At 57.4% G+C, this 14053-nt stretch carries 15 protein-coding genes; 9 read left to right on the top strand and 6 right to left on the bottom strand.

Annotated elements, in window-relative coordinates; genetic code table 11:
- Nucleotides 1–208: 208 nt before the first annotated feature.
- The gene (locus tag BRA1417_RS44065) at nucleotides 209–439 is read right to left on the bottom strand and encodes a hypothetical protein (RefSeq protein WP_156948755.1); all 231 of its coding nucleotides are present in this window, start codon (nucleotides 437–439) and stop codon (nucleotides 209–211) included.
- A 92-nt stretch (nucleotides 440–531) separates the two neighbouring features.
- Between BRA1417_RS44065 and BRA1417_RS0114075 the strand changes: the two genes are divergently transcribed.
- Nucleotides 532–1266 (top strand): metallophosphoesterase, encoded by a 735-nt coding sequence (locus tag BRA1417_RS0114075; protein ID WP_027516284.1) that lies wholly within the window; start codon nucleotides 532–534, stop codon nucleotides 1264–1266.
- Between the two features lie 708 nt (nucleotides 1267–1974).
- On the opposite strand, the gene BRA1417_RS44790 is transcribed toward BRA1417_RS0114075, so the two are convergent.
- The 3 genes from BRA1417_RS44790 to BRA1417_RS44060 all read right to left on the bottom strand — a co-directional run bounded on the left by BRA1417_RS44790 (nucleotide 1975) and on the right by BRA1417_RS44060 (nucleotide 3574).
- Complete coding sequence (locus BRA1417_RS44790; RefSeq protein WP_198034835.1) at nucleotides 1975–2136, bottom strand: hypothetical protein; 162 nt, start codon at nucleotides 2134–2136, stop codon at nucleotides 1975–1977.
- A 509-nt stretch (nucleotides 2137–2645) separates the two neighbouring features.
- Nucleotides 2646–3230, bottom strand: coding sequence for a hypothetical protein (locus tag BRA1417_RS0114065; protein WP_027516283.1), 585 nt, complete (start codon nucleotides 3228–3230; stop codon nucleotides 2646–2648).
- A gap of 47 nt (nucleotides 3231–3277) precedes the next feature.
- Nucleotides 3278–3574: a hypothetical protein gene (locus BRA1417_RS44060; RefSeq protein WP_156948754.1), complete on the bottom strand. Its 297-nt coding sequence runs from the start codon at nucleotides 3572–3574 to the stop codon at nucleotides 3278–3280.
- Nucleotides 3575–4375: 801 nt separating this feature from the next.
- Here BRA1417_RS44060 and BRA1417_RS0114050 point away from each other — a divergent pair.
- Nucleotides 4376–4642, top strand: coding sequence for a hypothetical protein (locus BRA1417_RS0114050; protein ID WP_027516281.1), 267 nt, complete (start codon nucleotides 4376–4378; stop codon nucleotides 4640–4642).
- Nucleotides 4643–5735: 1093 nt separating this feature from the next.
- Here BRA1417_RS0114050 and BRA1417_RS42785 read toward each other — a convergent pair.
- Together BRA1417_RS42785 and BRA1417_RS0114025 are read right to left on the bottom strand one after the other, a co-directional pair.
- Nucleotides 5736–6673 (bottom strand): IS630 family transposase gene (locus tag BRA1417_RS42785; protein ID WP_156948753.1). Its coding sequence is split into 2 segments (ribosomal slippage): nucleotides 5736–6304 and nucleotides 6304–6673, totalling 939 coding nucleotides; the frame shifts between segments, so codons are not numbered across the junction.
- A gap of 437 nt (nucleotides 6674–7110) precedes the next feature.
- Complete coding sequence (locus BRA1417_RS0114025) at nucleotides 7111–7272, bottom strand: Flp family type IVb pilin (protein ID WP_035969384.1); 162 nt, start codon at nucleotides 7270–7272, stop codon at nucleotides 7111–7113.
- Nucleotides 7273–9143: 1871 nt separating this feature from the next.
- Between BRA1417_RS0114025 and BRA1417_RS0114015 the strand changes: the two genes are divergently transcribed.
- The 7 genes from BRA1417_RS0114015 to BRA1417_RS46280 all read left to right on the top strand — a co-directional run bounded on the left by BRA1417_RS0114015 (nucleotide 9144) and on the right by BRA1417_RS46280 (nucleotide 13993).
- Entirely contained in the window at nucleotides 9144–9800 is a 657-nt protein-coding gene (locus BRA1417_RS0114015) for a PEP-CTERM sorting domain-containing protein (RefSeq protein ID WP_156948752.1), read from the top strand.
- A gap of 378 nt (nucleotides 9801–10178) precedes the next feature.
- Complete coding sequence (locus BRA1417_RS0114010) at nucleotides 10179–10607, top strand: Abi-alpha family protein (protein ID WP_156948751.1); 429 nt, start codon at nucleotides 10179–10181, stop codon at nucleotides 10605–10607.
- A complete protein-coding gene (locus tag BRA1417_RS0114005; protein ID WP_027516276.1) occupies nucleotides 10604–10924 on the top strand; it encodes a hypothetical protein in 321 nt (106 codons plus the stop codon). Before BRA1417_RS0114010 ends, BRA1417_RS0114005 begins: the two co-directional genes overlap by 4 nt.
- A gap of 605 nt (nucleotides 10925–11529) precedes the next feature.
- Nucleotides 11530–11982: a hypothetical protein gene (locus BRA1417_RS0114000; protein ID WP_027516275.1), complete on the top strand. Its 453-nt coding sequence runs from the start codon at nucleotides 11530–11532 to the stop codon at nucleotides 11980–11982.
- 1258 nt (nucleotides 11983–13240) lie between these two features.
- The gene (locus BRA1417_RS44055) at nucleotides 13241–13381 is read left to right on the top strand and encodes a hypothetical protein (protein ID WP_156948750.1); all 141 of its coding nucleotides are present in this window, start codon (nucleotides 13241–13243) and stop codon (nucleotides 13379–13381) included.
- 18 nt (nucleotides 13382–13399) lie between these two features.
- Complete coding sequence (locus BRA1417_RS44785; RefSeq protein WP_198034834.1) at nucleotides 13400–13558, top strand: hypothetical protein; 159 nt, start codon at nucleotides 13400–13402, stop codon at nucleotides 13556–13558.
- A 78-nt stretch (nucleotides 13559–13636) separates the two neighbouring features.
- On the top strand, nucleotides 13637–13993 hold the full coding sequence (locus tag BRA1417_RS46280; protein WP_027516273.1) for a nuclear transport factor 2 family protein: 357 nt from the start codon (nucleotides 13637–13639) through the stop codon (nucleotides 13991–13993).
- Nucleotides 13994–14053 lie beyond the last annotated feature (60 nt).

Raw genomic sequence — 14053 nt, 5'->3', positions numbered from 1 at the left:
GCAGATGATTTGCGGTGTTCGCGACACAGGGTGTTGACAGATCGCAGCGACAATGTGGCACCGCACGCGTTTTTCTTGCATCGCAGAGCTGGGCTCTGAATTTGGATAGTGTTCCCGCGATGCGTGTATTTTAATCTGCTCGTGGCATTGACAACATGACGGCGTCACACCCTGGTTATATGAGCCAAGGCAGAGTCCTCATCCCTTTTCAAATCAGCACGAGAAGAACGAAATCGCTCAACCAGCAGGGTTGCTCTGTTTTGGAATGAGGCGCGTTGAGTCCGGCCTTCCAGGTCCGGATTTCTCTATCAGCCGCAGATACCCCGCTGCGCTCGTTAAACGTACGAATAAATATGGTCATGACCAGATCGACGCGTTCTGATGTCTCGTCAATTCCGCACACAAAGCTGTCGTATTCGTCAGCTCGGTTCTTCAGCACGAAAGCCCCGTTTGACTTTGTACCTGGTAACTTCCAACGATGTCTCACGAACTACCTTGCTCGACCAACAGGTTTCAAGCGCCAGCTTCAGAATGCTTCCTTTCTTCCGATCACGCCTTTCGAAGCCGAAACCCCAGCTGCCGGAGGGGGTTCGGGTTTATGCAATGTCCGATATCCACGGCTGTGCGCATTTGTTGATGCCGATGCTGCGCGTGATCGATGCCGATCTGGCTCATAGTCGGCCTTCACACGCGATTGAGGTGTTCATGGGCGACTATATCGATCGTGGCCCCGACACACGATCGACCCTGGATATCTTAATTGAACGCAGCCGGCGAAATAACACCGTTTTTTTGAAGGGGAACCACGAGTCATTCCTGGTCAGGGTCCTGCGTGAGCCCCATCTTCTGAACGACTGGCTTCGGATTGGCGGAGCACAGACGCTCGCCTCTTATGGAGTTTCATCGGCGGATTTGAGGGGAGACCCGACCAACCTGCTGCGGGAGCTTGCCCGAGCTATTCCGCGTAGTCACGTCGAGTTCTTGCGCAATTTGAGACTGTCCTTTACCTGCGGAGACTTCTTCTTCGTACACGCCGGCATTCGACCCGGTCTGCCCCTGTCCGAACAGCACGAAGACGACTTGCTGTCGATTCGCGACGAGTTCTTGAAGAGCGACGAACACTTCAGCAAGTATATCGTGCACGGTCATACTCCGGTGCGCAGCGCCGAGTTACGTGCCAACCGGGCCAACATCGATACAGGGGCGTATGCAACTGGAAATCTCACGCTCATGAGCATCCAAGGCACCCGCTTGCTCGCGGTATAAGCATCAAAATGCCTTCTATCTAACACCTCGATGATGCAGTTTCATTCCGGCGATGGCCTGCGTGCGATATCCAGTTGCCGGGGCCGTGATGGTCTCCCTCTGGTGAGCAACTTCCGGCCAGCTGTCATTGGGACGCGATTGTTCTGAGCGACGGAATTCTCTGAAGGTTGGTGTGTCGGTCCTTTCACTCGCCATCCGCGAGTCTCCCGCCCAACTGATGACGGGCGAGCGAGCCTTCCAAGCCCCGCGCTTCGCGCAACCGGACGCTCACTGATCGTCAAGCCACGGCAGATGCGCGTATTGGAGAACGTTGCCCGCAGTACTTCCATGCGGCTCGCCGCGAATCACTGCCTTACAGTTTCCTTTGGCGTCGGTCCCGCATCCCCGCGATTGCGGTCTGGTGGTCTCCTGATTCATGGAGCCCCCCTCGGACGCCGCGCCAACGCTCGTCCTCGACTGCGCCCTTGCAAGACAGGCCTGCGGTCGTTGAGCTGGAGCACTGTAGTAAACACGCCGAGATAATCGAGCCCGGACTGGTCGTGCAGCCTCGTGAGCGGCGGGTTGCTGATGTGAAACATCTTGCGCGGCAGTCTCGGCGAGCGCCCTCTCGGCAGGTGCGCCGGCCCGATCTGATCGGACTGCGTCCGACCGGCGATCTTCAGCCCGTAGCGCCATCACGCCGCACGAGGAAAATGGTTTGATCTCGCGCTAGTGCTCGGTCCGCCCAAGCTTTTGTCGGGTTCGCGCCACTTGCTTGTCAAGCTGCTCCTCGACGAACATCACAACCATGCGCCGAGAGTCCTGATCAGTGATCTTTTGAAAAGCCCTGATGAGACGCAACATCTGCAGATCTTCGACGCCTTGGGACATGGCAGAGACCTCATCGGAAAATCTCGAGCTGAAAACCAGTAAGCTATGCGGCCGTTACTCCGGGAAAGGAATATGGAACTTGGTCGAAGGTTAAGGCTGCCGCCGAGCTGCCGGAGCGGTGCCGCCCACTCTCAAGAGCCCTGAACGGCGAAGCCGGGATCAAAAGGAAGAACGGAAGCACCTTGGCCTGGACAGATAGTGTCGAGGCTGTCGCCCCGCTCGATGGCGGATGAAGAGATTTTCGGACGGCAAGCCGTGCAGCCGAGAGCCGGAATTGCGTGATCAGCATTACCCCCAGGCCGAACCGACCCGTTCTGATCAACGAGAGCGATGCCGGGAGACGGCTGTTCAGGAAAGTCCAGCCGCTGCGACGCGCTAGGTTACCCAGGCTTTCTCCCGCCCGGCGACCATCTGGGCGCGCCAGGCGTGGTTTGAGGACCTTACACCGCAAGGCTGAACAGGCGATCTTTTTATCTGCGTTGTGATTCCTGTGTCCACATTCGCAGCTCTCACTTGAACGGATCCTGGATTGACGGCGCCGACTGCCTGATACGACGCACGCTTACGGGCGTGCCGTCAGAAACGAACAGCAGTTCGTAGCGGCGGCCCTCGCTGTCGATGGCAAAGCAGGTGACGTCGTTCACCTTCCTTGCCGCGAAATTGCCGGTTTGGCGGCAGACGCCCGTTGAGGCCTGTTTACTGGGTACCGGCAGGCCATCGACCTTGGGGCGGTCCCTGGAATTGAGCAGCATGCGGTCGATCGGCAGCTCATAGGAATTGTCGTCGGCCCGCTTCCCGTTCTCGCCGGAGAACGACACCACGTGATTCTCATCCTCGGGATCGTCGACGGCGACTGCAAAATTCACCCGGCCCTTGTCCCCATGAGCGTAAGCAATGGTCTTGCAGTTGAAGCTGCGGCCAGCGACCGTCAACGTCTTGCAATGCCCTGACATCGACGCCAGCAGGTCGATAAAAGGCATCGGTCCGTCGTCGGATGAGGAGCTCAAAATCCCCTCCTCCTGACGGGATTGAGCAAAACTTGGCGCGAAGGAAAACAGGAAGACAAGTGCTGCGGCAGTCGAATAGCTCGGCATTGGGGCCAACTTATGAGGGTAATCATGCATGTCAGTTGCGCACGAGGCTATACGATACAGGTCGCGTTGCGATAAATGGTTTGCGTGCTCTCAGCCAGCCCCTTGAATTCGGCGCTGCCGTAATAGCCGCGCACAGCAGCAGCAATCGTGCCGGGCTTGATACGGCGCACCTCCGGCGTTGGCTGGTCCGCGCTCATAGCAGCGCGATAGGCCGTCCAGAATTCCGGTGTGTAGAGAGGCGCGGGCAAAGCAAGTTGCGGCCTGCCTGGCCTGCGCAGATAGACGCGGGGTCGCCCGTGCCTATCGAGATATTCGTTTACGTATTTTGGCTTCCGCTGCCGCATTGCTTATCCCAATAGTCGTCGTTTTCGTTCCCGACCGAAACACCATCGAACAAGGGATCCAAGTCGTTGCGGTCCCATAGCACCAGGCCGAGCATCTGCCTCGGCGCTGGAATGTTACCGGCCTTACGCGGGGTATCGAAATAGCTGGGAGAGATCCCGAGGTACCGTGCCGCATCGGCACGGCGTAGGCCGCGTGGTTGCAGCCGGTGGTTGTCATTGGAAGGAATGGGCAAGAGCGTGCTGCCCCTGAGAAATATTGCTCTGCGAACCTCGCCGGCCGAATCCGACGCACTCATGACATTATATACGGTCGCTCTGGAACGAATGCGGCACAAACGGCCATTGTAACCGATTTGTAACACTTCGTTACTAGGCCGGCGCACCTGCCCCAGCCTGGCGTGGAAGCCGCTCCGTCAATTCCAGAGCCGCAATAGGCAGTAGCTCCGGCACCGTTGGAGCTACTACCGACCGAAAATTTGCGCGCTACTCGCGATGCCTTGATGGCGGCATGCGCACTCGCCGATACACGAAATGGGCCGGCCATTATCCGCCTCGCAGCCCCGCTGAATGGCTGGCCGACGGCCATGTGACCTGCAGCATCCAGTGCCAAAATGGCCGTTGTGATCGCCGGGTCAACGTGCGGCCCGACGCACTCCCGCAGGATCAGCCGTGGTCGCGTGTCGGCTTGCGCCGGGTCTGCTCAGCGTGCGGCGCCGCAGGATCTGTGCATATCGTCCCGAACTGGCATGACAGCCGCGGGCAAGTCAGGCCAAGCATGGGCTTGAGGTTTTGACTCCGCCGATGAAGCACGTCACCGAACGCCCTTTTGCCGATCCACAAGCCGCAGCCCGCAAGCTAGTTCAGCTAGCTTCAGGCATCGAGGCGGTACAGGACGGCAGAATCCATATCGATAAGATCAACTATCCCTTCCTCTACACGCTTAAAGCAAGCGGGGCAGAGTTCGGCGCTGGCATCAGGTGCGCTGTCGAGAAGGGCTGGCTGGAGCTGCATGAGAGCGGCACCTACGTGCGGCTGCTGACGCCGGGCGAGGATTTGTTGGCGCCTTAAGGAACCTGCCGGGGGCGTTTCCGCTTGAATCCGCGCTGGCTCGCCGCCCGAGCTGGCGGAGCGGCCCCGGCCTAACCTCAAAGCCCCCTGAAGCCGGGGCCGTCTCTCATACGAGCTCAGCTTTGCTTGATCGTTCGAGCGGCTAATTCCTGGTCCAGCTCCTTCAAGCGAACGAGTAGGTTTTCCACGATCTGCATGCAATCGGAATGCCGCAATGACCGCACGCCCGCGCGGTCAGCTCTTGCTCCAATATAGTCGCCACTATGCCTTGGATGCTCACAATCCGTCCCCTCGGAAAACATTGCTCCGGCCAGATACGGCTCAACAAAGAATTGGGTTCGCTCATGGGAAAAGCCGCAGCGTGGTTCCAGCCCCACTGCGGCATTCCCGGACAACTTGAAATTGGTTGGTTCTTAAATCGCGCCGGTGTTCTTACAGTAGAACACCCCGTTCCGAAAATGGACTCCGTACAACTACCGGAGGTGCCTTGTCACTTTGGAGCGAACATGGCACGGCTGGCTTTCCAGCCCCCAATGCTCCCGGCTGCCGATCCATTGCGGATTAGAGCGCCGGAGCCGCGAAAGTGAAGGTCGCAGGAACGGCTAAAGGCTGCTCCTGCGACCGACGCCGCGACGTTCCGCACGATCGGCGCGACACCCGTGGTGCTAGCACAGAGGCCCACCGGCCTGAACCGGCCGGCCTTTTGCTGTCAGATGCTGGAGATCTTCTTGTTAGGGGCACGTGCGGAAAGCCTGCCCGGCTTTGCGGCTGTGACCGGTGGGATGCACCGATTTCGAAGTTAAGACAACCGCCTAACAAATGTTATAGCTGGAACATAAGGGACCGGGAAAACTCGGCAAACCGGGGAGGCGCAGCGATTTCATTTCGAGCATTTTGAAACCCGGAAAGAGGGCCGCTGTCTCACCACAGCGGCCCTTCGCGCTTCGCACCTTGCTGCTGTCGCCAGGTTTCCCAGCGCCCCTCTCAGGGCGCGTCCGGACCCAGCTCGCAACACCCGTTTCCCCAGATCTGGGGCCACTTTCATCCGGCAGGAAATCGAGCGAGGCCGCTCATCCGCTAGAGCATGCTGTTTTTATACGGAAACATAGCCTGAATTTTTGAGATAGTTGGCGCACTCCTGGGCGGAGAAGAGGTCGAGCAGTTGACCGACCTTGCGCCAAGTTGCCTCGACGTCACGCGGCTCTGCAGCTCGCATCAGATGTTTGAGCTTGGCGAAGGCCTGTTCGATCGGATTGAGGTCGGGACTGTAGGGCGGCAGGAAGAGCAGATGCGCTCCGGCGGCGCGGATGGCATTGCGGGCGGACTTGCCTTTGTGACTGCTGAGATTGTCGAGGATGACGATCTCGCCTTTTGTCAGCGTTGGCACCAGAACCTTCTCGACATAGAGGGTGAAGAGTTCCCCATTGATGGGGCCGTCGATGACCCAAGGTGCGCTAATCTGGTCGTGCCGCAGCGCTGCAATGAAAGTCATGGTCTTCCAATGACCGAAAGGCGCGGATGCCTGGAGCCGCTGTCCACTCGGACCCCAGCCGCGCAGTGGCGCCATGTTGGTCTTGATCCAGATCTCGTCGAAAATCAGGCGTGAAGCGTCAATCTTGCCTTGATGGGCCTTCCAGCGCGTCCGTTTACGAGCGATATCGGGCGATCTTGTTTGGCCGGCAGGATCTTTTTTTTGAAACTCAGTCCTTCGGCATGCACAAACGTCCAGACGGCCCGCACATCTGTCTTGATCCCGCGCGCCGCCAACTCCTGTGTCAGCTTCCGCAAGGTGAATGGCCCAGAGAGAACGCGCTTGCGCAGCCAGTCGGCATTGGCACCTGATAGAACCGGCCTCTTGTGACCACCAATCTTGCCTGGCGAAACGCCTCCAGTCTCCCGCCTCAGGTTCTTCCACTTGGTTACACAGGACGGACTGATCTCAAGCGCCTCTGCAATCGAGCGAACCGTCTCCCCTGCGTCAGCCCGCGCCAGAGCCCGTTCACGAAGGTCTTCCGAATAGGGTCGCGTCATCCATGCTGGCCTCCGTTCTCCAGCACGAAGTTTGAATCAGAAATCGGCTCCCTGGGAATCCCGATTCCGGTAAAAACAACATGCTCTAGCAGCTTTCGGACACGCCTCAGTGAATGAAACCGTTTGCCGGCTCGCGCGAAGCACTCCGGAAATGGTCCGGGTCTAGCTTCCTCTCACTTACGAGGGGATTTCAAATGGTCGCGCTTCAATTGTTGATTGCAGTGGTAGTTGGCGGAGGCATTCTCTTTTCGGTATTTTCGGGCGATTTTGGCGCCGACGTGGTTCTCGCGATCGTCGCTTGCCTCTCCTAACGAGCAGGCATTAGGCTTCGGGTGAAAGCCCGCCCCCATTGCTGAGGCGGACTGCACCAAGAGTCTGCGCTCGTCCAACTCAGCAACCGTAACGACTTCCTCGGCGCTCCTGGCTAGCGGCGGAAATTACTTCAAGGAGCTGCTAATCGATGTGAACTTGTCGTTCATCGTGCTGCCGAGATTGTTGACCACGGTGATGATCGCCAGCGCAATCCCTGCAGCGATAAGCCCGTACTCGATTGCGGTCGCACCACTCTCATCTGAAACAAAGCGCTTAATCAAGACCATCTTCTGCCCCTGCATTTAGGTTGGTAATACCGGAGATATACGGAACCCAATTTTCGATCCGGTAAATTGGATGATTCAAATCTCTCACAAATGGCTTAGATCGCCCGCGCTGGGAATAGTCACCCAGTGGCAAGCGCCGCCGGGACACTCATATCGAGCTCGCCAACATGAAAGGCCAAATGGTCGCGCTCGAGCAGGCGAGCATTCAGAAGAAATGCAACATCAAATTCCAAGGGAAGCCGCCCGGCGTGAGCGGGCGCGCCGATCGTGCGAATGCATGCGCCGGAAGGCGTGTCCTGCGGCCCCAGCGCCTACGCCCAAAGGCGGTCCGCATCCGTCTTCGTATAAACCCAGTCATGCCGCTATCGTCACTCATCGGACTACAAAAGCTGAACCGAGCTTCGCCGTGAACGCGCCGCCAGCGAAACTTTGATGCAGTGACAAATCGGCGCGGGCCTTAGTCGGCGCCGGCCCAGATGCTACCAACGGCCGCTTGGGATTTCCCGTTATCCACAGTCCCGAGGCTGCCGCAACCTGACAGCGCTTGAATTGACTCCGAGCGGGAGTAACCTTCGTCTTTTCCGTTTGGCTTTCTTGCGGGGGAAATTCAATGGACAAGATCGAGCGAGCTTTCGTGCTTATTGCACTCACGGGCTTTTACGGCACGATCGCGGGGCTGACGTGGCTGATCGTGAGCTAGGAATTAATTGGCGCAAAAACGAAGGGCCGGTGTATAGCCTGAGCAACATGGTCGGCAAGCTGTTCGGCTACAAGCTAAGTTTGCCGCCGCTCGACCCGCGCTGTCTTGCGATAAATCAACGGCACTAGCGGGCTCGGGTGCCCGGCCAGCCTGCCGGCACTCGTGTCGGGTGCGCCGCCACAGTGCCGACTGCCGTGAATTCAATATCTTCGTTCGGAGCGCCTCAGCGTACCTTGATCGCTCGCCGCCACCCGTAAATTTCCCAATATCGCTCGCGTCGCGATAATTCGACCATCTCGAAATGAAATCGTCCAAGCCAAAGGAATGGACGCAGGCTGAGCGAAAGCGGCTTGCGTGGCTGGCGCGTCGGCGTGTTGTGTCGGAGATCGCGGCTGCGCTCGGTCGGCACACCGGATCAGTGAGGCGAATGGCGCGCGCAATGGGCCCCATTCTTAAAAGATAAATCAGCCAACCTCCTAACCTCATCCCTCATCCCTCGCACTCGTTCTCCGATCGCATCACTTCCCGAGTCGGGCGGGTCCAAGATCCAAAGTGCTAATCCACCATTTTACAACCTGGGGAAAACTGTCTCTAGGTCAGCCGGCCTGCTTTTTTCGAATCGACCCTGCGTGCTCGCTGCCTCACCATGTTGTCGCTGTGGGGGTGCGCGTGAGCCAGTTTTTGTCCGTGCTGCTGTTGGCGACCGCGTTGACGCTGACGTTGTGTTTCGGTATCGCAGCCTGGCGCCAGTCCTCGGGTAAAGATGCGGATATCACTGCCACCATTCCATATCGGGAAACCGGCTGGAGGTAGGATGCAGCAACTGAGGCCTGCGAATTGCGCTGCGGAACGCAGCTCCTGCGTCGGGGCGTTAAAGAGGATCGGTGTTAAGTATCCCCACTAAAGATGTTGCGACCCCCGTTCACTACGGCTTGCGCTCTCGTTCCGGTTGCGGTTCTATGCCACGAGCAACGGCTGGGGAGCCGTGATGGGCAAATTTGGGGGTGCGACGCTAGGCGTCTTTTTCGCCACGGCAGCCTATTGTCAGGTGCCTGCCCCCGCCCAGTCCAAAGCCCACTCCTGAACCCTCAGCCTATTGCCGCAAAGATGCTGCACGCGTAAGTTGCCTCCGCGCGCGAATTGTCTCGCGCTTGAAACAAGATTTGGGGCATTGGAAATGATCTGCAGGGCATGGGCTGTCGCGACCGTCTTGGCGTTCGCGGGAATCAACAACGCTTCGGCGACTATTGTAAATAACACCACACTCACGGCCGGATGGCATAACGGCACTGGAACGGTCGATGGACACTTCACCGTCGACCAGGAGAACGGTGCCGAGTTAGGATTGCGTGCAGCAATTCGCTTCGTCGGTCCGATAACGCCATCCGGCAACGTTTACGTTGCGCCTGTCAGCAGCCCCGGATCAACGCTTGCTCTTTGGAACTTTGAATATTCCTACGACCCCGGTACGAATTCTGGGACCACGACCTACATTTCTATCAGCGACAATCACGGACACGCCTTCTCCGACTTTGCGCTTTTCGTTTTCGACAACACGTTTGCCGGCACAGCTGCACAGAATAGCGAGAATATCGGCTTCTTCCCCTTCTCTCTCAGCTTGTTCGATCCTACCCTTGCGGCGATCTATTCAATCGACCTGACGACGAAAGATAGCGGAGGCGCTACCCTCGCCTCGGTGGACATCCAGGTGAACGTCGGTGCGGTACCAGAACCCTCGACCTGGGCAATGCTGATGCTAGGCTTCGCAGGCATCGGCTTCATGACCTACCGGCGCAGCAACCAGGTGACAGTAATCACCGCGGCCTGATAGCCAGCCCCATCAGCGCAGCAGGAAGGCCGCCTCAGGGCGGTCTTTTTGTTTGTCGATCATTTAAACTCTCGAGAAAGCACCGGCTCCGACTGGTATTCGTTGGCTGCGACCATTGCCCAAGCCGGGGGTCGTCTTGCGTGCGAGGCACTGTGGACGAGAGCCTGAGGATCCTGTTTGCGATCAGCGCGACCGCCGCCGTTGTGACCGGAGCCTTTTTGCCATCCGATTTATCATTGGATTGCAGCTGTAGACCCGCAACGCGATATCCGTAAATTTCCCTAGGTCCAAAGTCTCGCAGACTCGCTGCACCATTGCTTGCGTTCGCGCCTTGGTTGCGCTTTGATTTATTGTGAGGGTCACGTCCAGGAGGGGCATTTGCCCAACGAGATAGACTTAGCCACCGCCGTAGCCACGGAGCTTGTTAAGCAAGTCCCAATCAAGGAAGTTTATCAGGACGGCGTTTCCCCGGCGATGCGGAAGACGAGATCGGCACTGGTCAATTTTGTTAAGGCGCTTCATCTTGCTCTCGCACCTCTGCAATTCACAGCCGCGCTGCAAGATCGTTACGTAGATTTCTTAGATCGGTTCGTTAGGAAGGTGCCCGAAGAACGACGGGTCCTTCCTCCTTCTCAGATTGCTGGGCCGATTTTGGAGGCGATAAAGTATGAGCAAGACGACAGTCTCATCTCCGACATGTATAACGAGCTACTTTCTAAAGCCTTTGATCGAGACTCGCTGCGTTACCAGCACCCGGCGTTTGCACCTCTGATCAAGCAACTTTTGTTTGAGAAGCGGTCATATTGAAGGTGATATACGAGAAACTGCTTCAGAACGACCATTACAAGTTTCGATTCACCGATGACTACGACCGCCACACGAATCGCTTTTTCAATCGAATAGTTGAAGTCGATGAACTTCCAAGAGAAGGTCTGGTTACGCCGGCGAATGTCGCAATTTACCTCGAACATCTTGACAAGCTGGGTCTTGCTGCAGTTTTGCAATATCAGAACGCCGAGCCTATCGTCTCAGCTGTCGCGCAAACCGGCTCTAGAACATTTGCGCGGTATCAACTTACTGCGTTTGGGCACGAATTCATGAAGGCGGTTAGGCCGCTGGTTTGATAGGTGCAGCGCGTGTGCCAGCCTATGAAGTGAGATGCTTCCTGCGTCGCGGCGTTAAGAGATCGCTGCTTGAATCGGGGATCGCTGGTGATGTGGCTCTGAGCGACCGATTCACATCGCGCCACAAACATGATTGTCAGCTAATTTCTTGGAGCTTAGACTGTCTATTGTTTCTCTACAAATTTGGAGGATACAGTGAGATTTTCATCGCTATGTATTGCGACGTTTGCTGCAGTTGTGGTCGCGTCTCCTTCGCACGCCGCCTGCGAACGAAGCTGTACGGAGGTCGCGCAAAAGTGCGTCAGCATGGGGGCAACGAAAGAGGCCTGCTTTGCGGATATGAAGAGCTGCATGAAAAGCGGCAATCTGCACATGCCCAGCGGTCGCACCTTCTCCAATCTCTGCAAAAAGTAGCGATGCGGGCGATTTTCCACGTGTCGCTCTGTTTGGCTCGGAGCTGACAAGAGCAATGCGGCGTGGAGCATCTGAGACTGCCCTCGGGGCACTAGCGGCAACCGCCTTCTGGACGGTAGTCGCGGTTCGGCCGAGACCTCACCCGGTTCAAAGATTTCGCCGGCCCAGCGGCGACCGCATTTGCGGCGATCATGGCGGGCTGGATCGCCTACCGTCTGGGCCAAAGCCAGATCGCCGTAGCGAAAGTCCAGGCAGACATTGCCGAGCGCAACTGGAAAACTTCCAATGAAAAAATCGTACTGGATCTCTTCGACAAACGGCTTGCCATTTTCGAAGAGATTAGAAGCATTGTGGGCGAGGCTTGCCGTAACGGCACCGCGCCTGACGATTTGTTTTTTCGATACGGACGAGCGATCGATCGCGTCCCCTATTTCTTCGGTGAAGACGTTCAGAGATACGTCGAGAAAATCCGCGGGCATCTGATCAACCTGAACCTTGCCATCACGATGATGCAAGATATTGCGGGTCCGGAGCGCCCGACATGGGTCAAAAAACGCGGAGACGTATTCATGGCTATAGCCAAATTTTACGAAGAAGCCCCGCGCCTTTTCGGGCCGTACATGAAAGCTCATCAGACGGCGTAGTCGCGGCGCCGGGATGACCCTAAGGTTCAATCTATATAGAGAGCGCGGCAAATACAGTCAGCTCAAATGATTGGAGGCGGGCATCAGAAAAATGAAGATCGCAACTCTGTCTGCCGCAGACGTTGCTGGTTGATATAGCGCGACACTGATGGAGCGTGGGCACGAGGTCACCATTGGTCCCTTTGGCCACGCGCCTTCGGCCGTGACCGCGACACGGCGCCGTGTGGGCGCGGTTCCCTCGCCTGGGACACGGCTTATCCCTCCGGGCTTTTTACCCCCTTGTCGGCCCCCTGTGCACGAGGGCCCCGGGCGCCCTCCTGCCCGGCGGTTGCGGCGGAAGGAGCAGTAAGCCTAAGCCTTCGGCTTGAGTCGAACCCCAAGAACCGCCCCGACTGTTGCGAGTCCCTCGGCACAAACCTGCTTTCGCCGGAAAGGGATTTTGTTTCCAAAGCTTGACTTGCGGTTTTGCTCCAAAACTCGGGGCTGAGGAGTGCAGCTTGGAATCTGGCGTGTCCAGCTACGTTTTCGGTCCAACGCCGCGTCATTCGTTCAGTGGGCGCACCCGTGGAGAGCCCCGCAGCAGCGAACGTTGATGGTCGATAGATTCCCGCACTTCTGCCATTCCCACGGATCGGTCCTCGCGCTGGGCCCTCTCGCGCGCCAGCGCTTTCAACTATTGACCGGCGCAGCTCGTACACGGCCATCACCGTTTCGTCTGAAAGCACCCGCCCCCGGGCAGCGACCTAACAGAGCGAAGCCACCCGCAAAAATCTCATGTGGACGCTGCACATGCTTCCACAGCCTGTGGAGTTCGTCACCGGACGATCATTGCCAGCGACCACTCGGTTTCGTTCGCGCCGCGATCGTCGTCTCGATTTCCTGAACCATCTCTCGCACCCGTTCTGCGAGCCGTTCAAACAGCGCTCGCGTCTGCCTATCGGGCGCAGTTCTCGCCAAGCGAGCACAATAGCCTGCGTCCGCTCGAAACTTCTCAAGTTGAGCAATAAGTTCTTCCATTCTCGCTCTTCTATTTCCCCACGTTCCAAGAGCTGTTTAGCGGCGACCTACCGGCCGGACACTTGGGAAATTTCCCAGGGTCCAAGGCGTACAAATGGCGGTTGCGCTCCAGGGGAAAGGGGGCTCAACGAGGCAGGAGCCGAAGGCTTCTAGCGCGAGGAAACCATATGGCAGGTCCCACGAAGCGATCCTGAAACAGACCAGCCCTAGCCTGCATCAGGTCGATAGGGGACATCATGTCATGTGGACGATCATCAACGCAGTCTATGAAGAGTACTGCCAGGCTCGCCTTGACGAGATGCTGCGGATCGATGCTGTAAAAACAGGCGCTGAACTTCCGCGCCGGGATGGGCTGAGCGCGAGTTTGGCTCAGCCGCGATAGAGCAATTTGGAGGGTAACATGGCGGCATTGGCTACCCGTATTTTTCCCAAGGCGTCGGTCGAGGCGATTGCCGACTTCGAGACGTTCGTGTCGGTATCGCTATTCTGCTTTGCCGGCTTGCTCATGTCGGTCAGCATTATTGTTGCCGACAAGTACATGCCGGGCGAGTGGTTCTGACCTCATCGTCCTGACGAAGGCGGAGCCCGATGCTGCGTACCATCGTACTTGCCGCATTCTTATTGATGTCGGCTTGCTATGTTGCTGCCGCTCAGCAGACTACCGCCGACCAGTATGCCGACCTGCAGAAGAATTTTGCCGAGGCATACAATCGCAAAGACGTCGACCAGCAAAGTCTTGATTGTCGGATGGGATGCGGTTCGCAAGAGCTGGGAGGGGACTTTTGCTCGCTTCGCCGAGATTTCAGTATCGATGAAAGGGCCGCAAATTCATGTCGCCCACAACGTGGCATGGGTTGTCGGAATTGAGAGTGCTGAAGGGAAGTTCAAGAATGGGGATGCCGTGAGCTTCACGGCCTTCACAACCAACATGTACGAAAAACGGGATGGACGTTGGTTCATGGTGTTGCACACCACGTCACGGATTCCGCAATAGCGCAACAACACGTCCGCAGCGGCGGACCTGTCAGACCGCGCACTTCAGCTCATGGCCCTA

Source organism: Bradyrhizobium sp. WSM1417, from assembly GCF_000515415.1.
In the GTDB taxonomy this organism is placed as follows: Bacteria; Pseudomonadota; Alphaproteobacteria; order Rhizobiales; family Xanthobacteraceae; genus Bradyrhizobium.
This window is presented reverse-complemented; position numbering and strand designations above follow the sequence as displayed.